General features: G+C 45.7%; 16 protein-coding genes. 14 read left to right on the top strand and 2 right to left on the bottom strand.

Annotated elements, in window-relative coordinates; genetic code table 11:
• The first annotated feature begins 71 nt into the window (after nucleotides 1-71).
• The 11 genes from metE (at nucleotide 72) to rpmF (ending at nucleotide 15,841) form a co-directional block, all read left to right on the top strand.
• Complete coding sequence (metE, locus tag BC351_RS29300) at nucleotides 72-2,360, top strand: 5-methyltetrahydropteroyltriglutamate--homocysteine S-methyltransferase (RefSeq protein ID WP_079417681.1); 2,289 nt, start codon at nucleotides 72-74, stop codon at nucleotides 2,358-2,360.
• Nucleotides 2,361-2,779: 419 nt separating this feature from the next.
• Nucleotides 2,780-4,255, top strand: coding sequence for a protein adenylyltransferase SelO (locus BC351_RS29305; RefSeq protein ID WP_079417683.1), 1,476 nt, complete (start codon nucleotides 2,780-2,782; stop codon nucleotides 4,253-4,255).
• Between the two features lie 523 nt (nucleotides 4,256-4,778).
• On the top strand, nucleotides 4,779-5,723 hold the full coding sequence (locus BC351_RS29310; RefSeq protein WP_079417685.1) for an ABC transporter permease: 945 nt from the start codon (nucleotides 4,779-4,781) through the stop codon (nucleotides 5,721-5,723).
• A gap of 21 nt (nucleotides 5,724-5,744) precedes the next feature.
• Nucleotides 5,745-6,629 carry a carbohydrate ABC transporter permease gene (locus BC351_RS29315; protein WP_144028564.1) on the top strand — a complete coding sequence of 295 codons (885 nt, stop codon included), beginning with the start codon at nucleotides 5,745-5,747 and terminating at the stop codon, nucleotides 6,627-6,629.
• 103 nt (nucleotides 6,630-6,732) lie between these two features.
• Nucleotides 6,733-8,265, top strand: a complete 1,533-nt coding sequence (locus tag BC351_RS29320) for a type 2 periplasmic-binding domain-containing protein (RefSeq protein WP_158082270.1) — start codon at nucleotides 6,733-6,735, stop codon at nucleotides 8,263-8,265.
• Nucleotides 8,266-8,356: 91 nt separating this feature from the next.
• Nucleotides 8,357-9,544, top strand: coding sequence for a glycoside hydrolase family 88 protein (locus tag BC351_RS29325; protein WP_079417689.1), 1,188 nt, complete (start codon nucleotides 8,357-8,359; stop codon nucleotides 9,542-9,544).
• 42 nt (nucleotides 9,545-9,586) lie between these two features.
• Nucleotides 9,587-10,855, top strand: coding sequence for a Gfo/Idh/MocA family protein (locus BC351_RS29330; RefSeq protein ID WP_079417691.1), 1,269 nt, complete (start codon nucleotides 9,587-9,589; stop codon nucleotides 10,853-10,855).
• 225 nt (nucleotides 10,856-11,080) lie between these two features.
• On the top strand, nucleotides 11,081-12,757 hold the full coding sequence (locus tag BC351_RS29335; protein WP_244209220.1) for a cache domain-containing sensor histidine kinase: 1,677 nt from the start codon (nucleotides 11,081-11,083) through the stop codon (nucleotides 12,755-12,757).
• Entirely contained in the window at nucleotides 12,741-13,577 is an 837-nt protein-coding gene (locus BC351_RS29340) for a response regulator transcription factor (protein ID WP_079417695.1), read from the top strand. Before BC351_RS29335 ends, BC351_RS29340 begins: the two co-directional genes overlap by 17 nt.
• Before the next feature lie 14 nt (nucleotides 13,578-13,591).
• The gene (locus tag BC351_RS29345; RefSeq protein WP_079417697.1) at nucleotides 13,592-15,580 is read left to right on the top strand and encodes a heparinase II/III domain-containing protein; all 1,989 of its coding nucleotides are present in this window, start codon (nucleotides 13,592-13,594) and stop codon (nucleotides 15,578-15,580) included.
• A gap of 84 nt (nucleotides 15,581-15,664) precedes the next feature.
• Complete coding sequence (gene rpmF, locus BC351_RS29350) at nucleotides 15,665-15,841, top strand: 50S ribosomal protein L32 (RefSeq protein WP_029193705.1); 177 nt, start codon at nucleotides 15,665-15,667, stop codon at nucleotides 15,839-15,841.
• 37 nt (nucleotides 15,842-15,878) lie between these two features.
• Here the strand turns inward: rpmF and BC351_RS29355 are convergent, their stop codons facing one another.
• Together BC351_RS29355 and BC351_RS29360 are read right to left on the bottom strand one after the other, a co-directional pair.
• Nucleotides 15,879-16,148, bottom strand: coding sequence for a hypothetical protein (locus tag BC351_RS29355; RefSeq protein ID WP_079417699.1), 270 nt, complete (start codon nucleotides 16,146-16,148; stop codon nucleotides 15,879-15,881).
• A gap of 97 nt (nucleotides 16,149-16,245) precedes the next feature.
• Entirely contained in the window at nucleotides 16,246-18,633 is a 2,388-nt protein-coding gene (locus BC351_RS29360; protein WP_079417701.1) for a beta-propeller domain-containing protein, read from the bottom strand.
• 487 nt (nucleotides 18,634-19,120) lie between these two features.
• Between BC351_RS29360 and BC351_RS29365 the strand changes: the two genes are divergently transcribed.
• The 3 genes from BC351_RS29365 to BC351_RS29375 all read left to right on the top strand — a co-directional run bounded on the left by BC351_RS29365 (nucleotide 19,121) and on the right by BC351_RS29375 (nucleotide 22,240).
• Complete coding sequence (locus BC351_RS29365; RefSeq protein WP_079417703.1) at nucleotides 19,121-20,428, top strand: ABC transporter substrate-binding protein; 1,308 nt, start codon at nucleotides 19,121-19,123, stop codon at nucleotides 20,426-20,428.
• An 81-nt stretch (nucleotides 20,429-20,509) separates the two neighbouring features.
• A complete protein-coding gene (locus BC351_RS29370; protein WP_079417705.1) occupies nucleotides 20,510-21,394 on the top strand; it encodes a carbohydrate ABC transporter permease in 885 nt (294 codons plus the stop codon).
• A gap of 18 nt (nucleotides 21,395-21,412) precedes the next feature.
• Nucleotides 21,413-22,240 carry a carbohydrate ABC transporter permease gene (locus tag BC351_RS29375; RefSeq protein WP_079417707.1) on the top strand — a complete coding sequence of 276 codons (828 nt, stop codon included), beginning with the start codon at nucleotides 21,413-21,415 and terminating at the stop codon, nucleotides 22,238-22,240.
• The last annotated feature ends 14 nt before the right edge of the window (nucleotides 22,241-22,254 follow it).

Here is a 22,254-nt window from a genome sequence, read left to right on the forward strand (position 1 = left end):
TTAATACAGTTACACTATATCTTCTTATCCGTGATATCTTACTTGTAACAAGTCGCAAAGGGGATCACAAGATGATGAAGAGCAGTAATTTAGGATATCCACGTATTGGTGCTGATCGCGAATGGAAGAAAGCACTTGAAGCCTTCTGGGCAGGCAAGCTGCAAGAAGAGGAGCTGCGCAGTCAGCTGCAAGAGCTACGTTTAAATCATTTGAAAAAGCAGCAGGAGAAGGGCATCGACTATATCCCAGTCAATGATTTCAGTTATTACGATCATATTTTAGATACGGCTGCGATGTTCGGAATTGTTCCCAAACGCTTCTCTTATGATGGCGGGGTTGTACCTTTGTCACTCTACTATGGCATTGCCCGTGGGACGAAGGATGCAACTGCAAGTGAAATGACGAAGTGGTTTAACACCAATTATCACTATATCGTGCCTGAGTTGGATGGGGCCGTTCCTGTTCTTACTGAAAATAAACCTTTAATCGCTTATCGGGAAGCGAAGGAGAAGCTTGGTATCGAGGGCAAGCCAGTTATTGTTGGACCGTTGACCTTCCTTAAGCTTTCCAAAGGATATAGTCGAACTGAGACGGATGCTTGGTTGAACCGATTGCTTCCACTTTATGTGCAAATTCTTCAAGAGCTGGCGAGTGAAGGCGTTCAATGGGTTCAAATAGACGAGCCGATTCTGACGTCGAAGTTAAGCGTGGAAGACTTGAATCGTCTGAAAACGATCTATGAGACGTTCGCTTCCGCAGTGCCAACTTTGAACATCATGCTGCAAACTTATTTTGAATCAGTAGAGCAGTACAAAGAAATCACCCAGCTGCCGGTCCAAGGATTAGGACTTGATTTCGTTCATGGTTTGTCTGGCAATTTGGCATCTTTACAATCGCTTGGATTTCCGGAAAACAAAGTATTAGGCGCAGGCGTTATCGACGGCCGCGGCATTTGGAAGGCATCGCTTCGCGCGAAACAGGAACTGTTGAAGAAGCTTACTAGTTATGTGAAGCCAGAGCAAATCATTATTCAATCCTCTTGCAGCTTGCTTCATGTTCCAGTAACTGTGAGCTATGAAACGAAGCTGGGTTCTGAACTGAAAGATGCTCTCGCTTTCGCGGATGAGAAGTTGGATGAAATTGTCCTTCTGACCAAAGTAGCTCGTGGAGATGTGGCTGATGTGACGGCGGAGTTGGAAGAAAACGAACGCGCCTATCAAACTTTCCAATTGTCTGACAAGCGTAAGCGCGAAGATATCCAGCAAGCGATCGCTTCGTTCGCTGATCAGAAGTTTGAGCGTCATCTGCCTTTTGCTGAACGCCATCAGGCGCAACAGAAGAAATGGCAGCTTCCGATCTTCCCGACCACAACCATTGGCAGCTTTCCTCAAACTGCTGAGGTTCGCAAGGCGCGTCAGCTATGGCGTAAAAATGAATGGAGCAACGAACAGTATGCTGAGTTTATCCGGAAGGAAATTGATATCTGGATTAAGCTGCAGGAAGAAATCGGCCTAGATGTTCTGGTGCATGGGGAATTTGAGCGTACGGATATGGTTGAGTTCTTCGGGGAGAAGCTGGAAGGCTTCGCATTCACGCAAAATGGCTGGGTGCAGTCCTATGGCTCCCGCTGTGTGAAACCTCCGATTATTTATGGAGATGTGGCTTTCCTGAAAGAGATGACTGTGGAAGAAACCAAGTATGCTCAATCACTAACTGAGCGCCCTGTTAAAGGAATGCTTACAGGCCCGATTACGATAATGAATTGGTCCTTCGTCCGTGAGGATATCCCTCGTGAACAAATCGCCTATCAGTTGGCTTACGCCCTTAGACAAGAAGTCGAGGCGCTAGAGAGTGCTGGGATTGGCATGATACAGGTAGACGAACCTGCGGTCCGGGAAGGATTGCCGCTTAAAGCTGAGGATCAAGCTGAATATCTTGCTTGGGCAGTCAAAGCGTTCCGTCTAGCCACCTGCACCGTACAGGATACAACACAAATTCATACACATATGTGCTATTGTGAATTCCATGACATGATTCATTCGATTGATGCGATGGATGCGGATGTAATCTCGATTGAAACCTCTCGCAGCCATGGAGAATTGATTCATAGCTTTGAGGTGAACACGTATACGAAGGGCATTGGCTTGGGGGTATACGATATCCATAGTCCCCGTGTTCCTGATGTTGCGGAAATGACAGCTATGATTGAACGTGCCTTGCAGGTGTTGGATCCGAAGCTATTCTGGATCAATCCCGACTGTGGACTGAAAACTCGCGGACAGAAAGAAACGGTCGCATCACTGCGGAACATGGTTGAAGCGACACAGTTAGCTCGTTCGAACAGCGCTTTAAATGTGTAGTTGTGATACCAGTAAGAGGCAGTATGCGCAGCAAACCTGCAATTATGCATCCTTTTGAGCTTTAAAGACTCTTCTATCATTGAATACCTGCGTTTCTGCATGCTTTTTAGGACTTTTCCTGATAATTGGAAGGAAAACCTGAAAAAGCCTGTAAAAACGCAGGTATTTTCACTTTTTGCATGAGTTTCGTCCTTAATAGATGCATTTTTGCAGGTTTTCTGACCGAGCCCGAGCCCCAGACCCAGACCCAGACCCAGACCCAGCCCGCCGCCGATTGGATTCACACAGGAAACGGAAGAAGTTCGAGTTCTGGCCCAAACATTGATAAGTTTTTCCGAAGAAGATAAACTAAGTTGATATGCTGTAAGAATGTCAATAGGTTAAATCCTTTCGTTTACTTGAGATGAGGTGGGAATGCGATGACGGAGAAAGAAACAATCAATGAACCAGGATGGAACTTCGAGAATAGTTATGCTCGTCTACCCGATACATTTTTCACCAAGTGCAGCCCAACGCCTGTATTTTCGCCCAAGCTAGCCATTCTGAATGGCCCGTTGGCAGCATCACTTGGGCTTGATGCCCATGCGCTGCAAAGCAAGGAAAGTGTTGCCGTGTTTGCGGGCAACCAGATTCCTGAAGGCGCCTTGCCTCTTGCCCAAGCTTATGCGGGGCATCAATTCGGGCACTTCAACTTATTGGGCGACGGCCGCGCCATTCTTCTTGGCGAGCAAATCACGCCGCTTGGCGAGCGGGTCGATATTCAGCTCAAAGGGTCAGGCAAGACGCCTTACTCCCGCAGAGGCGATGGCCGCGCAGCGCTAGGACCCATGCTGCGCGAATACATCATCAGCGAAGCTATGCATGCGCTTGGTATTGCGACTACGCGCAGCCTAGCGGTCGCAACGACCGGTGACTCCCTCTACCGCGAAACCGAACAGCCGGGCGCGGTTCTGACTCGCGTGGCTGCCAGTCATATACGTGTAGGCACCTTCCAATATGCAGCTAAATATGGCACAGTTCAAGATCTGCGAGCTCTCGCTGATTATACGCTGCAAAGACATTACCCCGAAGTGGAAGCTGACGAGAACCGTTATCTTCAGCTGCTTCAGGAAGTGATCAAGCGTCAAGCTGCGCTAATCGCCAAATGGCAGCTCGTAGGTTTCATCCACGGGGTGATGAACACCGACAACATGGCCATCAGCGGAGAGACTATTGATTATGGACCTTGCGCTTTCATGGATACGTACGACCCAGCGACGGTATTCAGCTCCATTGATACGCAGGGCCGTTATGCCTATGGCAATCAACCGTATATTGGCGCGTGGAATCTTGCAAGATTAGCTGAAACGCTTTTGCCGCTGCTGCATGAGAATGAGGAACAGGCGATTAAATTGGCGGAGGCTGCGATTTCAGATTTCTCCAAGCTGTATCACCACAATTGGTTTGCGGGGATGCGGGCAAAACTGGGGATCTTTAATGAAGAGCCTGAGGATGCTGCTTTATTTGAAGGGCTGCTCCGTTTGATGAAGGAGCATCAGGCGGATTACACGAACACCTTCCGCGCATTGACTTTCGAGAATCAGGAAGATATTGCCCTGTTCGGCACCGCAGAATTTGCGCAGTGGCATGAGCTGTGGCAGGCGAGACTAGGCAGACAGCAGGAGTCAAAGGCCGATTCGCATCAATTGATGCGCAGCAGCAATCCCGCGGTAATCCCGAGGAACCACCGTGTCGAAGAGGCCTTGGAAGCGGCAGTGGAAGATGGCGATTACAGCGTCATGACAAGACTTCTTGAGGTGCTTGCGAGTCCCTTCGCACACTCCCCGGAACAGGCTGAATATGCCGCATTGCCGGCACAAACGTCTCTTCCGTACCAAACCTTTTGCGGTACTTGATATTGAAGTCTGGAGAAAAACAAGAGGCAAACTTTATGCCTCTTGTTTTTTGCGTTCAAGCTGGCAAATTGCCTTGCGTCCGTGTACGTCGGCATATTTCCTGCAAATATGCATCCTTTTCGTCTCGGGAACACGCAAAATCGTGAAAAGCCTGCGATAATGCATCTTTTAGTAAGTTTTTTTCGATTCTAGGATGAAAAAGCTTGGGAAGCCTGCATAATCGCAGGCTTTCTCTGATTTCACACGATTTGATCCGGAAATGCCTGCATTTCCGCAGGCTTTTCAACACCGATATCGCATCGAGAACAATCGTAAATATGGATACACTTCTGTTAAATGAGAACATGTAACTTCGGACTTTATTTGTGTAACATTAGTTTCTAGTCCATTTCGTAAGCGCTTCCTTAAAAGCGTTTACAAGATCTTAAAATAAGATACATTTCTATTAAAAGAGAACATGTTACTTTTTAGTTAGATTATATAACATATTATGTATAACTTCTTGTGAGGAGGTACACGATTCATGAGTTTGAGTCAACTTGAACTTCAACATGCCAGAACACATCTATCGCCGTTAAGAAAAAATTTCAAGAAGTACTTATGGTTTTATTTATTGGCAGCTCCTGGAATGCTATATTTCATCGTGTTTAAATATTTTCCTATGTGGGGTGTGCTCCTAGCCTTCCAAGATTACAGCCCATTTCTCGGTTTTAGTAAAAGCCCATGGGTAGGCCTTCAACAATTTCGAGATTTTTTCTCAAACGAAGCCTTTTTTCTCCTTTTACGGAACACGTTGATGTTGAGCTTGTTTAACCTGCTTTTTTATTTCCCGTTCGTCATCCTTTTGGCGATTATGCTCAGTGAATTGCGCTCGGCAGCTTTTAAGAAAATTATCCAGACCGTCGTCTATTTGCCGCATTTTCTGTCATGGGTCGTTGTTGTTGGGATAACGTTTATTTTCTTCGGACCTTCCGGCGTGATCAACCATTATTTGGGTTCAATGATCGGGAAGGAATTGGCATTCATGACGGGCACAGAATGGTTTCGTTCGCTTGCCGTTTTTCAAAGCATATGGAAGGATGCCGGTTGGGGAACGATTATTTTCTTAGCAGCAATTGCCGGCGTCAATCCAGAACTTTACGAAGCGGCCACAATGGACGGTGCCGGACGCTGGCGAAGAATATGGCATATTACGTTGCCAGGCATCAAAAGCACGATTATTATTTTGCTGGTCATTCGTCTAGGGCATCTCATGGATTCGAATTTCATGCAGGTATTTCTCATGACCAATCCACTCAACCAAGAGGTATCCGATGTCATTGATCTATATGTTTACAGGGTCGGATTAACAGAGGCGCATTTCAGCTATGGTGTTGCGGCAGGATTGTTCAATTCGATCATAGGGCTCATTCTCGTATTGCTGAGCAATCATTTAGCCAAAAAAGCAGGAGAAGACGGTGTTTTTTAACCAAAATGAGGTGATAAGTCAATGAGCAGACAGTTAATGATAAAGCGATTTCCAATGTTTGATTTCGTGATTGGCTTCCTTATGCTTGTATTTAGTTTGCTGATCATTGTTCCATTTCTGTACATTCTAGCGGTATCCTTCAGTGGGGGAGGGGAATCGATCGGTGGGGACTTCTTCCTCATTCCTAAGGAGTTTTCCCTGGAAGGCTATCAATATTTGATGTCAACCAGCAGGTTCATTCAAGCGATAGGCAATTCGGTTTACGTTACAATAGTAGGTACCTTTGTTAATCTCCTTTTCTCGGTAACACTGGCTTATGCATTATCCAAAAAGTTTTTACCAGGGCGCCGCTTCATGATGCTGTTGATCTTCTTCACGATGCTGTTCAGCGCCGGAATCATTCCCAACTATTTGTTGGTTAAGTCGCTCGGCTTGCTTAATTCGTACTGGGCGCTTATATTACCAGGCGCTACCAATGCTTTTACCATTATGGTGATGAAAACTTTTTTTCAAGGCTTGCCCGAAAGCTTGGAAGAAGCGGCGCGAATGGATGGAGCGGGAGAAATACGGATCTTATGGTCGTTAGTGCTTCCACTGTCTATGCCGGTAATGGCTACATTTGGGCTGATGTTCATGGTTGGTCACTGGAACGAGTTTTTCGGTGCTGTCATTTATTTGAGCAAGAGCAGCATGTGGACCGTGCAGGTACTGCTCCGTCAGATGATCGTCGTCGGCACCTCTAATATTAACAATGAGTTTAGTATGAACGAGAAGTCAGCAGCACAATTGGGAGATACGATCAAAATGGCAGCCATCATCATCTCGATGATACCGATCGTGGCTGTGTATCCGTTTTTGCAAAAGCATTTTGCACAGGGCGCTATGATTGGATCCATTAAAGAATAAGGTGAACTCTATGCGGGAGGTGAAGAAGACAGGTTCAGATCATGAAGAGGGTAAGCGGAGAATCGGGTTATTATCGTTGAACATTGGAGAGGGTGGTATAGGTATGAAAATGAAAAAAACGTTGTACGTTTCACTTGCTGCTGTGATGACAATGAGTCTTTTGTCTGCCTGCGGAAAAGGCGAAGACAAACAAGGGGCAAATCCAACTGCTAACAAAGAACCACTTAAAATCAAGGCGATGCTCATTTACAACGGAGAGCCTCCGGTGCTCAAAGGGAACAAGGCGAAGGAAGATATCGAGAAACGCGGCAATGTCCAACTTGAGCTGGAGCTTGTTCCGGAAGATATCTATAAGGATAAAATAAGCATCGCGATGGCAGATTCGTCCCAATATGATCTGATTCTGTTCGATAACGGCAAAGATGCTGTATTCACGAACTATGTGAAGCAAGGAGCATTTTATGACTTAACGCCATTTATGAACGGTAAAAATAATTTGAACCTGATTCCAGAGATTACGTGGTCTCAGACGAAGGTAGATAATAAAGTATTCGGAATTCCACGGCCAAGACAGCTGTATAGTGCCCAAGGAGCGTTCCTTTACCGCAAAGACTGGCTGGATAAATATAACTTGAAGAAACCGCAAACACTGGACGAATTCACACAAGTTTTAAAAACATTCAAAGAAAAAGATCCTGTTGGCGGTGGTAAAACAATCCCTCTTCTTACCTATGCGACCAACACCTATACTGTTTTTGATTGGCTTGGGTCCGTACAGTATGCATTTGGGATGCCTAATGCATGGACAATTGACAACGGAGTTCCTAAGTTTGCCATTCAATCCGAGGGCTACCTGAAATATTTGGAATGGTTAAAGAATGCTTGGGCCAGCGGGTTAATCGAGAAGAACGCTACCGTGTTAAAATCGCAGCAAGCTGTTGAAAAATGGACACAAGGCATCGCTGGAGTCAAAGCCAATCATGTCGGTGAATTGAGCGATGCCCCTAATTCCCCTCTTGATAAAATTCGCAAGGTGGATGCCAAAGCGGAAGTGGACATGCTTCCATCGCTTAAAGGTCCTGATGGCAAAGGCGGTATCGGAAAAGCTGCCGGTCTCTGGGGATTATGGGTAGTCCCGTCCAGTACGCCGAAGGATAAAGTTCAGAAGCTTGTTGATTTCCTTGATTTCAGTGCAAGCGAGGAAAACTATGCTTTCAGCAAAGCGGGCATTATCGGTCAGCATTCCACGAGCTATAAAGACGGCAAGGTAGAGCGCACAGCCGATCAGGTGAAACTGTTCCAAAGTGAAACGCCAGCCACTTGGGTGCTTGATAATCGTTACGATCCTTATTACTATGTCGCATCGGACGCGACTGATCCGGTAAGGGCCAAAATGAAAGAATATACGGATAGCTTTGAGAGCATTGGCGTAACGAATCCATTCGGCGGAATGACGTCTCCAACCCTTACGAAAAACACGGATCATTTGAAAAAAGTGAGCACCGTTGCTCTGAAATATGTGATTGGGGAAGGCTCAATGGATGATGTGAAAATGGAAATAGCCAATTGGTCGAAAACCTACGGTGAAGCTGCAGGCAAAGAATACATGGAGCAGTATAACGCGATGAAGAAGTGAGTGATCTTGTCAAATGGAGAATTGCCCGGTGATTAGGGTAATTCTCCATATATGTTAATTAGGTTTTGAGATTAAGAAGGAGTGCTTGGATATGAAGCAAGTGAAGGATGAAGGTATACTCAGCGCAGCAAGGTTCATCAATCCGTCTCAGTTAACTAAGAAACAATGCGATGCGGCCGTTGCTCATATCTTGAAGCAGATCGATCGCAATTTGGAGTCATTCTCAGACAAATTTCCCGATATTGTCAGCAATAATCTGATCTATGCGGCTGCTGACAACTATGAATGGACGCCTGGATTCTGGACAGGCATGTTATGGCTCGCTTATGAAGTGACAGGCGACGAGAAGTACCAGCGTGTTGCCGACAGGCAGTTAAGCAGCTTCAAGAAGCGTGCAGATGAACAAATTGGCACGGAAACCCATGATCTAGGCTTCCTGTATTCGCTTTCTTGTGTGGCTGCTTATAAGCTTACAGGCAACGAGGAGGCGAAGCAAACAGCGCTTCGCGCGGCTGATTTGCTCATGTCCCGTTATTTGGAGCATGCCGGAATTATCCAAGCGTGGGGGAGCTTAAGCAATCCGAAGCAACGGGGACGAATGATTATCGACTGCTGCCTAAATACGCCTTTATTGTATTGGGCCGCGGAAATTACGGGAAATCGGGCTTATTTCAATGCTGCAGCCACCCATGTCAAACAAGCAGCAGCGTATTTGATTCGTGAGGATGCGTCCAGTTTTCATACGTATTATATGGATGTTGATTCCGGTGCTCCGCTTTATGGCAAAACCGCACAAGGGTTTTCAGATGATTCCTGCTGGTCACGCGGTCAGGCTTGGGCGATCTACGGGTTTCCGCTGAATTACATCTATACGAAGGATCAAGAACTTCTTGATTTAACTAAAAAAGTTGCGAATTATTTTATTAACCGGCTGCCGGAAGATTGCGTTTGCTACTGGGATTTGATATTTACGAGCGGTTCCGAAGTGCGCGATAGTTCAGCTGCCGCCATTGCCGTATGCGGTATGCTCGAGCTTAACAAGCATTTGTCGGATGGGGATCCTCATAAAGCCATTTATGCAAATGCGGCAAGTTCAATCCTCTTGTCTTTGATAGACAATTATTCAACCGTCAACACCCCGGAATCCAATGGATTGCTGCTGCACGGCGTATACAGTAAGCCTGGGAATTCAGGCGTAGACGAATGCTGCTTGTGGGGCGATTATTTTTATTTTGAAGCGCTGGTTCGGGTTTCGAGAGATTGGAAGACGTATTGGTAAAAAATGAGTATGACTTACTAATGGAATCGAGGAGAAGTTTGTATGAAACAGCTTACAGCTATTTTAATCGGAGCGGGAGCCAGAGGTTCTCGCAGTTATGCGCCTTATGCATTAGACTACCCGCATGAGTTGAAGTTCGTTGCTGTCGCGGAGTCGGATCCGCATCGCTTGGCACAGTTTGCAAGAGAACACGGCATCCCGCCGGAGGGTTGCTTTCATTCCTGGGAGCAGCTGCTTGAACAGCCGCAGTTGGCGGATATCGCGCTGATTTGCACGCAGGATCGGATGCATTACCTCCCAACGATGAAGGCCTTGAGCAACAAGTATCATGTTCTATTGGAAAAGCCGATGTCGCCGAGTCCGAAGGAGTGCATCGACATGGAGCAAGCGGCTAAGGACAATAACCGGCTGCTGACCATCTGTCACGTGCTTCGCTATACGCCGTTCTGGTCGGCCATCAAACGACTTATTACGGAAGGGCGCATCGGTAAAGTGGCTTCGATTCAGCTCAATGAAAACGTCGGCTACTGGCATATGGCGCATAGCTTCGTTCGTGGCAACTGGAGCAACTCGGAAGTGTCCAGTCCGATGATTTTGGCCAAATCATGCCATGATATGGATGTGCTGTCTTGGTTAATGGATGAGAAGTGTGTACGGCTTAGCTCGTACGGTTCACTCCTGCATTTTCATTCCGGCAATGCGCCGGAAGGCTCGACGGAATACTGTATTGACGGCTGCGCTGTCGAGGCAACATGTCCTTATTCGGCCCCTCGTTTCTATCTGGGTGAGGGCAAAGATTGGGCAAGACATTTCACGAAGGATGTATCCCGAGAAAGCATTGTGCAAGGACTGAAGGAGACGGGATACGGCCGGTGTGTATATCAATGTAAAAATAACGTTGTTGATCATCAAGTCGTGAATATGGAATTTGCGAGCGGCGCCACCGTCATGTTCAGTATGAGCGGCTTTACCCGTCATCAGGAACGCCGGATTCAAATTATGGGAACCCTTGGTGAAATTCGCGGTGAGGATGACAAGATAACATTGATGGATTTTGTAACCCACGAGAATATCGAAATTAAGCTTCCAAAGCAAACGAGCGGACATGGCGGCGGAGACAGCGGGATCGTTCGCAGCTTTTTGAAAGAAGTGCGTGAATACGACGGAGAAGAAAGCTTGACGTCCGCTGCTGCCTCGGTTCGCAGTCATCTGATGGCGTTTGCAGCCGAACAATCCCGCTTGGCTCAAGGGAAATCCATTGAGCTGGCTGAATTTACTGATTCTCTCAAAAAGATTGAACTATCCTTATGATCATGTATGGCCCTATCCGCCATGTGCTAAAATAGTCTCCATGAGAGATGCGTTCTAATCTCTTGGATGATAGGGAAAGGCCGCGATTAGTATATGAGAGTGTCATTTCTGAGTTTTATTCGAAAAAGTTTTTTTGTTAAAGTTATTTTTTTTCTTTTTCTGCTTTCTTCCATTCCTTTATCGATTTTTGCCTTTGTAACGGTCCATGTGTCTAACCAAACGGTGATGACGAAAGTAAACGCATTGAATTTACAAGTTGTGAACCAGCTGAATGAGCAAATCGAAAATACGATGGTGCGCATTCAACAATTAAGCAATCAATTTGGTCTTTCGCCAATTATTACGAACTCTTTGAACGTGCAGAGCAACTACTTCGACTATGTTGTTCAGATGCAGGAGCTGCTGAGGACACTGGATGCGGGAAAAACAACGATCGGGGATATAACAGATATCAGCATATATGCGGTCGATTCCGGTGAGGTGATTTCAACCACAGACTCCATTGTTCCAATCGAACAATCGCGATATGAGAAGCTGATTCGCTCTGTTGAAGCATCCAATAAGGCGTTTCAATTAATTGATGATACTAGCAGCAATGATCCATTTCTTGCGGATAATAGCTTCTTTTTGCGAAAACTGACATATTCCAATGGGACAGGTTACCGAGGAATGCTGGTCATTATGCTGCCGAAGCAAGCTTTGCAAAAGGCGATACATAACATTAATCTTGGCCCGGATGGCGCTTTATATATCGTCACGAGCGAGAATAAAGTAATCGCCACAACGAGTCTTGCTTCTTCCCCGGAAATTGCCAAGCATGTGGATAAGGCTATCGAGAGTTGGAACGGAAGTAAACGCAGTGAGCAGTTCTTGGTTGATCATTCCCTATACACGATTAAACAGTCGGGAAACTTTCATAAGTGGATTGTTATTTCTGAAATACCGATGGATCAATTGTCGGAAAGCACGCGTTTTATTACGAGAACGGCTTTGCTTCTGTTATTTTTGCTTATGCTGTTGGGGCTCGTCGGATCACTTGTGATCGGTTACAATCTGTATCGACCGCTTCAGCGGCTCAAACGGCATATGAGGTCGATTCAACAAGGCAACTTTTCCAATTCCTATTCGGATTATCCGAAAAACGAGCTGGGCGAGCTGGGCATGATGCTGAATAATATGGCGTTTCGACTTAACTCGCTGATGGAAGATTTGCAGCAATCGGAAGAGCTGAAAAGACGTAGTGAAATTACGGTGCTGCAGGCCCAAATCAACCCTCATTTCTTATATAACACATTGAACACAATCAGTATGTTTGCCATGCTGAAGGATTATAACAAAATTAGAAGCATGCTGCACAGACTCGTTTCCATGCTTCGTTACTCGATGGAAAGCTATGAACAACTAGTTCCTCTCTCCGGCGAGCTGAATTATATAACCGATTATATCGCAATGCTGCAATTGAGATATGATAGCCAAATTATTGTGAGAACGGAAATAGATGAACAATTGCAGGGGATGCTGATTCCTAAGCTATTATTGCAGCCTTTGATTGAAAATTCATTGTTTCATGGTATTTTTGGCAAAGAAACCGATCAAGGAACCATTATTGTTCGAACTGTTTCCCTCACGGAAGATACCGTCATGATTCAAATTGAAGATGATGGTTTAGGCTTGGAGCCTGATCGTCTGGAGCAGCTAAGACAGCATATTAAGCACGGAGATCGCGGGAAGAGCATCGGCATGATGAATGTATCAGAACGTGTCCGACTGCTTTTCGGGGAGCAGTCGGAATTTCGACTGGAAAGCAAGGGTCAAGGAGAAGGGACGATCGTGTCCATCCTGATTCCAAGGCATCGATTGGAATTCGCTAAGGAGGAACATTCGCATGACGGGTCCATTTAAAGTATTAATCGTCGAAGATGAAAAACCGGCTCGCGAAGTTTTTAAACAAATGATTGCCCAAGAGAATGCCTGTTTTGAACTCGTGGGGGAGGCTGTTAATGGGAAAAGAGGGCTTGAACTGTGCAAGGAGTTACAACCTCATTTTCTTATTACCGATATTACTATGCCCGTGATGAGTGGAATTGAATTACTTCAAGAATTAAAGCAGTTGGATCAGGATATGCCAGAGACGATTATTTTATCTTGCCACAAAGACTTCCATTTTGCACAAAAGGCAATTGAATTAGGCGCTTCATCCTACTTGATTAAGGAAGATTGTCTGGTTCAAGAGACGCTGCTCACCGAGACACTCAAAAACTTCATCCCGCGAATTTCCAAACGGGAAGAGGATCGGCAAAAATTAGAAGCAGCCGAGCGAAATCAGAACGCTGGACAACCGGAAGAAGGTCTTGACCAAGCGAGTCCTTTGAATACGATCATGATGAACGTTATTGGACAGCTGAAGGCTGATTTGGCCGTTTCGATAAGCCTTGAGGATATGGCTGCCAAAGTGGGATACAGCATTCCCTATTTCAGCTCCTTGTTTAAAAAAACGACAGGGCAAACGTACACGCAATACATGATGTCGATGAGAATTCAAGCGGCTAAGAGGCTGCTGCTTACAACCGATCTCCGAACATTTCAAATCGCAGAGCAGGTTGGGATGGAAAATTATCGGCATTTTAATAAAATATTTAAAAGAATGGTTTGCATGAGTCCCAAAGAATTCAGGCAATCCCATCATCCATTGAGCAGCTCTTATCGACAGGAGAGTCCTTAAAGGGAGGTATCTTTATGTATCCATTGCGTTCAGCAGCATGGCTTGAACAATTCCGATCGCGCCTTCGAACCGAAACAACGGCTCAGAACGCATTAGCCTATTTAACAGGACAAATGGAGTCTATCGTCGCTTCTCCGCCGGAGATCCCGCTCAGTGGGGGAGGGTGGGGACATTCCTATGTCTGCCCGGTTGACGGAACGCGTCTGACGACGATTACGCGTATTCTCCACAAGTGCCCCCTCTGTCAGCAAGAAATGAGCGGTGCTCCCTACGACGATGTAGTTGTCGCAGAGGAGCATTCAGGGTTCAGCCACCATGCTCTGACCGCTACAGTCCTATACGCCGCAACCGATGAAGCGCGATATGCTGATTGGGCGAAGGAAGTTATTTTGTTTTATGCACAGCATTACGCTTCATATGAACTGCATGATATTTTTGGGAAAAAAGGTGACGCGGCGGGAAAATATGGGGCAAAGGTACAAAATCAGACCTTGAGCGAGGCGATGTGGATCATTCCGCTTGCACAAGCTTTTACAATCCTTAAGTCTTGTCGACGGTGGACGAATGTGGAGATGTCGATTATCGAAATGAACCTGTTTCGGCCAGTTATCGCCGTGATCGACCGAAATCCGCGCGGAGAGTCCAACTGGCAGAGTTATCACAATGCTGCTGCAGCTTCAGTTGCTGAAGCATTGAGTGACCAAAAGCTGTTTGATCGGGCCGTGAACGATCCTGCGAATGGGTTCCGTTTCCAAATGAAGCAAAGTGTAGGGAAGGAAGGCTTTTGGTTCGAGGGATCTTGGGACTACCACTTTTTCACATTGAATGCGTTGATCACGACAGTCCTCTCTGCATCAGCATTTGACGAGCCTTTATATAAAGACGAGAGGTTCCAGTCCATGTTCCGTATCCCGCTTGAAGCTCATTTGCCAGACTATACGTTCCCGGCTGTTCATGACTCCTCAGAAACTGATCTAAGGAAATTTGCCGATTTGTATGAATTTGCCTATGCCGCATACGGCTTCGGGGATGATGTCCTTCGCCAATCGGAGAGATGCTCCTTGTCCAGTCTGCTATACGGTAGAGATATGGGGTCACGGCTGGAATCTGCCGACGAAGCAGCCACTCGGAATATCCGTGCGATTGATTTGAGCAAGCCAGGCATGCTGTATGTGACAGTCGGAAAAGGCCCGTCAGCGCAAGCGGTGCTGATCGATTATGGAGAGCACGGCGGCTGGCATGGCCACTTCGACAAATTGAATTTGATCTATTATGCGGGAGGCCGCTGTTGGCTGACTGACGCTGGCATGTTGGGCTACGGCCATCCTATGCATGATGCCTGGTTCCGACAAACGATTGCTCACAATACCATAGTGGTCGGCGGTCGTTCGCAAAGTCCTTCCACTGGCGTTCTCAGCGAGCTGAAGATGAATGAACGGAATGGTTCTGTACGAATTTGCGCAGAGGTGAGGGATGCTTATGAAGGTGTCCAGCTGAATAGAAGCATTACGATTAAGAATGGGCTATTAATTGATGTTTGCAGTGTTCTATGCGACTGTGAGGAAGAGGTTGATTGGGTATTTCATACCCCCGGCGTCCCGATGAGTCTGCCATCAATAGATGAGATGCCAGTCTCTTCTGCACAATTATCAGCGTCTGAAGGGTATTCATTTCTGAAAGAAATCCGAAGTCTACCCGCTTTGGCCGGTGATACTCGGATGCTGGAGTGGAAATGGAACGAGACAGATGCGCAGAATGAGCGGTTGCAGATCTACGCTATCGGCAGTTCATCTGGCAGCTTGAAGCAGGAGATGTGGTATTTGGCTGAGACGCCGGGCATGGCCCATGTCAAGCGCCGGAGCACGCTGATTCGCCGGGTGCATAAGGTTAGGGAGGCGTCATTCGTCACCGTATTCCGGGTTTGTTCGGAAGGCGACGCACCGCTTTCTCAGCCAAGTCTGACTGCTATTTTGGCAGAAGAATTGGGAGTTGAGATACATTAATTTCAATTTAGCATTGACAAACGATGCCAAGAAAGATATGATAGCATCTGTTGATTTATGCAACTAACAGGAGGTGTTTTGATCATGGCTGTTCCTCAAAGGAGAACGTCCAAAACACGTCGCGATAAGCGCCGTACTCACTTTAAACTGGCTGTGCCAGGAATGGTGAAGTGTGAACAATGTGCTGAGTTGAAGATGGCGCATCACGTTTGCAAAAACTGCGGTTCATATAAGGGTAGAGAGATCGTAAAAGCTCAATAATCATATGAACAGCAACGGAAAAGACACTTCTAAGCAATTAGAGTGTCTTTTTTTGTGTTTTGGCGATGCGGCTGCGGCGTTCGTTAAGCTGTTGGATAGGCAATCGTTGGACAGGCAAGCCGGTAATAAAGCCAGAAGCCTCCTCGCCTATTTTGGCAAATTCCTGCGATAATGCATCTTTTTTGGTCTTGGAATCGCCCAGACCGTCAAATTCCTGCGATAATGCATCCTTTTGAGTCCAAAATGTGCATAGCAGGGTGAAAAAGCTGAAAAAGCCTGCGTAATCGCAGGCTTTTCCATTTTTCACGCGATTTCGTTGAAAATGCCTGCACTATCGCAGGTTTTCCATATCCCATACATAGCTCGCTCAATGGGGAGCAGTCAGGCAACCTAATCCATTCCATCTATGGAATGATCAGTGAACCTTTTTCCTGCAGCGTATTGAAATCATTCGCTTTGATTAATCCGTTCGAGACGGTGTACAGGGCATCTCCGATAGAAAGAACGCGCTGCACCTGTTTGTCACCGGCTTGCACATACTGTCCAGCTTTTTTGATATCATCCTCTGTCAGATGGGTGATGCTGCCGCGAAGCTGGAAGCCTTTTTCCAAATCAAGCTTGTAGATGTAAGCTCCCTGGAAAGCAAAATTGCCATATGCATTTGCTGGCTTAGCGTTATTTGGATCCAATTTCATCACGCTAACCGGGAAAGAAAGGAGACTTTTCTCCTTGGAGAACAGCAGCGCTTTGTGATTGTGAAGCAGCTCGGAATCTGTTCCGCGGTCCCCAATGATTTCTTTGAATTTCTCCTTCGGATTATTCACATCGGTTACGTCGAACAGCGCTATTTTCATGCCTTGATAATAGGCGATGGACTGCGGGCCTTGCGGATTTTTGAGATCGACCTCGCTTGTATCTTTCCCGAAGCCAATAAGATGATTTTCATCATAGGGATGCAGATAATCACTGTAGCCCGGAATCTTCAGCGCTCCAAGCAGCTTAGGCTCAGCGGGGTTCTTCAAATCGATGACAAATAGTGGATCCGTGTTTCTAAAAGTAACCATATAAACTCGGTCGCCGATGAAACGCGTGGAATAAATTCGCTCACCTGGCGCGATGTTTTCAATCTTGCCTTTTACTTGAAGGTTCGCGTCAAGAATGAAAACATGATTCTTCGACGCCCCCTCGTCGGTTCGCCACATTTCACCGCTTGTTGTCGCGAGCCGGAAGTAGCCGTTATGCTCATCCATGGAAAATTGATTGAGCAAACGCCCTGGCACCGTGCCCGTATTCTTGTAAATTGCTTTGCTCGCCGTCAAGCCAAATTGATAAATAATGGTTTCCTCTTTCCGAGGCTCGATAGTTTGAAGCCGTATGCCTTGTGTGGAAGAATTTTGTGTGGAAGAATCAACAGGCACGGGCAAAGTTCGGATAGGCATTTGTTCATAATTCGTTACGGCCATATATAAGTTTTCTTCGGAGGCGTACACATTTTGCCCAGAGCCTAGATAAGCAGTGACATTCATCGGTTTATCTATTTCGGTTAGGTTCATGCCCCCGATGAGCACATAGTTAGGCTCTACAGCTTTTGGCAAGTAATAGACCTGATCTAACGGAATCGAAGTAAAAGAATCGCCTGATGCTGAATCCCGATAGGAAGGAGCTAACGCAGCTTTGGCTTCTTCCTTGTTTTCGGTTTTCAGGTATGGATTATAATTCACGTACTTATTGGCGATGAAATACAGGGATGATCCGATTTTGCGGGAAGAGATGTAGCTGCCATCCAGCTCAGCTTCCTTAACAAGCTTGAGGCTGCTCCTGTCGGTGAGGTCGTAAACCATGACCTTCGTGTTTCCTTGCCGCATCATCGGCATGATCATTCTCTTTTCTGTGAGGCCAGCTCCTCCACTATAGGGGACCAATGAATCGCTTTGTTGGGAGTTGCCGATCACGATCAGATGCTTGTCGTCCACGTATATCTCAGTAGGCTGAAATGGAGTACCTTGATTTTTTTGAAAATCGAGGATGCTCAGCACTTTCATTTGATCGGCAGGATAAGCCTGTGTGACAACAATACGCTGTTTGTTTACCGTGTACAGGTAATTTCCATCTGTTTTGACGATATCGGATTCATCCACGCCTTGCACTTGGACATTCGTATCCGAGTATGCGGGGCTTTCCGATTTCATCGATTCTGGAGCTGGGCTTGCAGAACCATCTTTAGATTGAACTAAGGCGGTAGCCGAAGTTTCGGTTTTCACACCTTGGGCCATAAAAACTTTGATACTCCCACTTCTTTGATTTTGCGTCAACAGTGTAATCAGATGATCATATGTACCGACAACAGGCAAGGTGTCAGCTTGCTTCGTGATATTCACTGAGTTAGCGGCAGAATCCCAGCGAACAACATAATTTGCACTTTCCATAAAAAAGCGAATCGGGACATACATAGAACCATTTACCATCTGTGTGGTGCCATGCATGGTGCGTGCTTGCCCATTCACATAGGCATAGTCTGAATTCTTCGGCAGCTTAAGTTCGAACTCATTGTGGGTCACAATCGTAAGCAGCTCATCTTCTTTCCATGTCACTTCCATGCCCAGAACACGGGCCAGATCCCGAACGGATGCCATCAGAACGCCATCCATCATTTTGGGCTGCAGTGTGAAAGAAATCGGCTGGTCCTCCAAGCGGACCATGGGTTCTTGATCGGCCTGTGTGGCGACTGGAGCTAGAGTGGACGACAAGATCGTTGCGCAAAGCAAGAGACGGATGGCCAGAACCTTTTTCATCTTCTTCATCCTTTTTTAGTTTTTTGGGTATGCCAAATAATTCTTCCATAACCATTTAACGGATTGCATTTCGAATATGTTTCAGCAAAATCTTGAAAGTTTTGGAAATCATAAAAAAAACAGATTGACAACATAAATGACATGAGATATTCTACGTTTAACTGATAGATAATGCGCTTTCAAACATTCACTGTGAACAATAGAGAAGGTTGGGCGAATCAGTTAACTAGGTTGGTTCCTTTTTTTTAATCGTTTCTGGTATCGATTCCATAAAAATAAGATACTTAACTTGTAAGCGCTTATCTAAATTTTTTTACGCCAATATGGAATCGATACCAGAACATTTGCTGAATGACGGATACAAAGATGTTAAAGGGGTTGGTAAGCGATTTTGTGATCATTTCGAGTAGTCATAGATGAATTTTGAAATAACAAGGCAATATAAAGCTATCTAATTATTTTTAATTCGCTCAATTTGGAGGACAAAATGATGAAATCAAAAGTATCTTTTGGTGTACTGCTCGTTGTTAGTTCAAGTCTTATCATGACTGCCTGTACGCAGAACAATGCCAATACCTCTACACAAGCACCAACTGCGACATCTTCCACTCAAAATGAAAACGCTTCTACGCAGAAAATAACGCTTAATTTATGGTATTGGAATGGTGCGATATCGGATTCAACGATTGAAGCGGCTAAGAAAAAATATCCGAATATAGATCTGCAAGCACAAAAGCTTCCGTCAGGACCAGATTACTTAACGAAGTTAAAAACAACGATTTCTGGCGGAGGAAACGGACCTGACATCGTAGCGATGGACAGCTGGGTATCTACGATGCTTCCTTACAAAGAGAAATTCGTGAACTTATATGATCAAGGCGCGAAAGATATTCAGCCCCAATACTTAGATTGGAAATGGAAAATGGCAGCAACTGCCGATAATAAATATGTGATCGGATTGCCAATTGATGTTGCCCCGGTTGTCTTGTATTACCGCAAAGATTTGTTTGAGAAAGCCGGAGTTCCGAGCACACCGGAAGAGATTAAGAATCAAGTCAAAACATGGGATGATTATCTTAATTTGCAGAAGAAAGTGAAAGATGCAACTGGCACGCAGCTTTTATCCATCGTCGATGTTTTCAGGAATGCTATCGGCCAAAACAGTGAGGGCTATTTTGGGGCAGACGGGAAATATATCGGGGATCAGGCCCATGTGAAAAAAGCTTGGGATACGGCTGTGAAAGCCTATCAACTGGGCTTAACGTACGCGAATGTCAATGATACGGAGAAAAATGCAGCGACAAATAATAGCAAGATTTCTTCCTTTATCGGAGCTTCGTGGGCAGTTGGTGATTTGCTTGGCGCAGCGCCAGACACCAAAGGGAAATGGCAAGTTGCTTATCCGCCCGGCGGTGTAGGCAATCAAGGCGGATCGTTCTTCGGTGTGCTGAAATCGTCCAAAAATCCAAAAGAAGCGTATGAGATCATTAAATTCCTTGTAAGTCCTGACAATCTGGTCGCTGGGTATAAGGAATTTGGCAACTATCCGTCTACACCGGAAGTTTACAGCAAGCCTGAGATGGTAAACAAAAGCGATTTCTTCGGAAATCAAGATCTGAGCAGTGTGTTTGCGGACGCAGCCAAGGATGTGAAAGTGGCGCCAACAGATGCAAGAGACGATATGGTGGCTACGACGTTAGCCGATGAAATTGGTCTCATTGATACGCAGAAGAAGGACCCTGAGAAGGCTTGGAAAGACGCGCAGGATAAAATTAAAAGGCAGCTTTCAAGGTAGACATGACTTGGCTGCAAAATGAATCATATCAAAGATGGGGCGGGGAGCTGTGTTCCCCCTCTATCCAAGTGGAGGAATAACATGGGAGGTACGTTTAAGGAAATTTACAAGAGCAGGACACTGTATTTGTTTATCTCTCCTTTTTATCTATTGTTCCTAGTCTTTTCGGTGTTTCCGATTCTATTCTCGATGTATCTGGCCGTTCATAAATGGGATGGCATCGGGGAAATGAAGTATGTCGGGTTCAATAACTTCAATTATATGCTGCATGATCCGGCTTTCTGGCAGGCGTTGGTGAATAATATTGCGCTTTGGATAATGGGCAACGCGCCGCAGCTGCTGTGTGCATTAATTGTTGCCTACTTGATCAATTTATCGATTATTAAATTCAAGGGATTCTATCGAATTGCCTATTTTCTGCCGAATGTGACAGCGATGGTCGCTGTTGTCATCATCTTTCAGTCCATGTTTGGCAATGAATATGGGTTGGTTAACTTCTTTCTGCAAAAAATCGGGTTAGATAAAATTGCGTGGCTGAATTCCGAGTTTGGCGTCAGAACGGTCATCGCAGCCATGATATCCTGGCGATATATGGGGTACAACGCGGTCATTTATTTGTCCGGCTTGCAGCGGATACCCAAAGATTTATATGAAGCTGCCGAATTAGACGGGGCTAACCTATTTCAAACTTTTACGAAAATTACGATTCCAATGCTCAGGCCGATCATCCTCTTCTCCGTGATGATGTCGACCATTGGAGGATTTCAAATTTTTACCGAACCTCAAGTTTTAGCTGGCAATCTTCCGCCATACCCGGGCTCCGATACGATCGTGCTTTATATGTTCAGAGAGGGCTTTAATTATCAGAATTATGGGTATGCTGCTGCTGTATCATGGGTGTTGTTCATCATCATCGGCTTATTATCCGTCCTTAATTGGAAGTTTTTCAACAGATCGGATGATTGAGATAAAGGAGAATACGAGATGACTGTTGAAGGTTTAACGAAAAAAATTGTAGTTAATTGTATTTTGTTAGTAGGTGTGGCCATCTCCATCTTCCCATTTTATTGGCTTGTGGTGATGTCCACGAATGAAACAAGTGCGATATTTGCTTTTCCACCAAAGCTGACATTTGGGCATTATTTGATGACAAACTTTCACCATGTTTTGGACAAAAGCAATTTTATTCGCGCCCTTTTCAATACGCTGTTTATTGCTATTATCAGCTGTGTGCTTCAGTTGTTTTTCAACTCATTGACAGGATTTACATTTGCCAAATTTAAATTTCCAGGTTCCAGCGTGCTGTTTTTTGCCATGATGGCGACCATGATGATTCCTGCGCAGATGCTGCTCGTGCCCCAGTTCATTATCATCAAAGAATTTGGCTGGTTAGGAAGCTATAAAGCCTTGATCATACCCGGAATGGCAAGTGCATTCGGAATCTTCTGGATCAGGCAGTATGCGCTGGCCATTCATGACGATTTACTCGAAGCAGCCAGAATCGATGGCTGCAATAAATTTGGACTCTATTGGAACGTAGCTTTGCCGATCTTAAGGCCTGCGCTTGCTTTTCTCGCCATCACCACGTTCATGGGGGTGTGGGAAGACTATTTGTGGCCTTTAATCGTCTTGACGGATACGTCCAAATTCACGTTAATGCTGGCTTTGCAGCAATTAAAATCGGCACATACAGCCGACTATTCGATGGTGATGACCGGAACACTTATGGCTACGCTTCCGCTGATTATTTTCTTCCTATTGGTGAGCAGACAATTCATCGCCGGCATCACAGAGGGGGCAGTTAAAAGCTAAGCTGACCTGTGAAT

The sequence above is a fragment of the Paenibacillus ferrarius genome (assembly GCF_002027705.1).
Lineage (GTDB): Bacteria > Bacillota > Bacilli > Paenibacillales > NBRC-103111 > Paenibacillus_E > Paenibacillus_E ferrarius.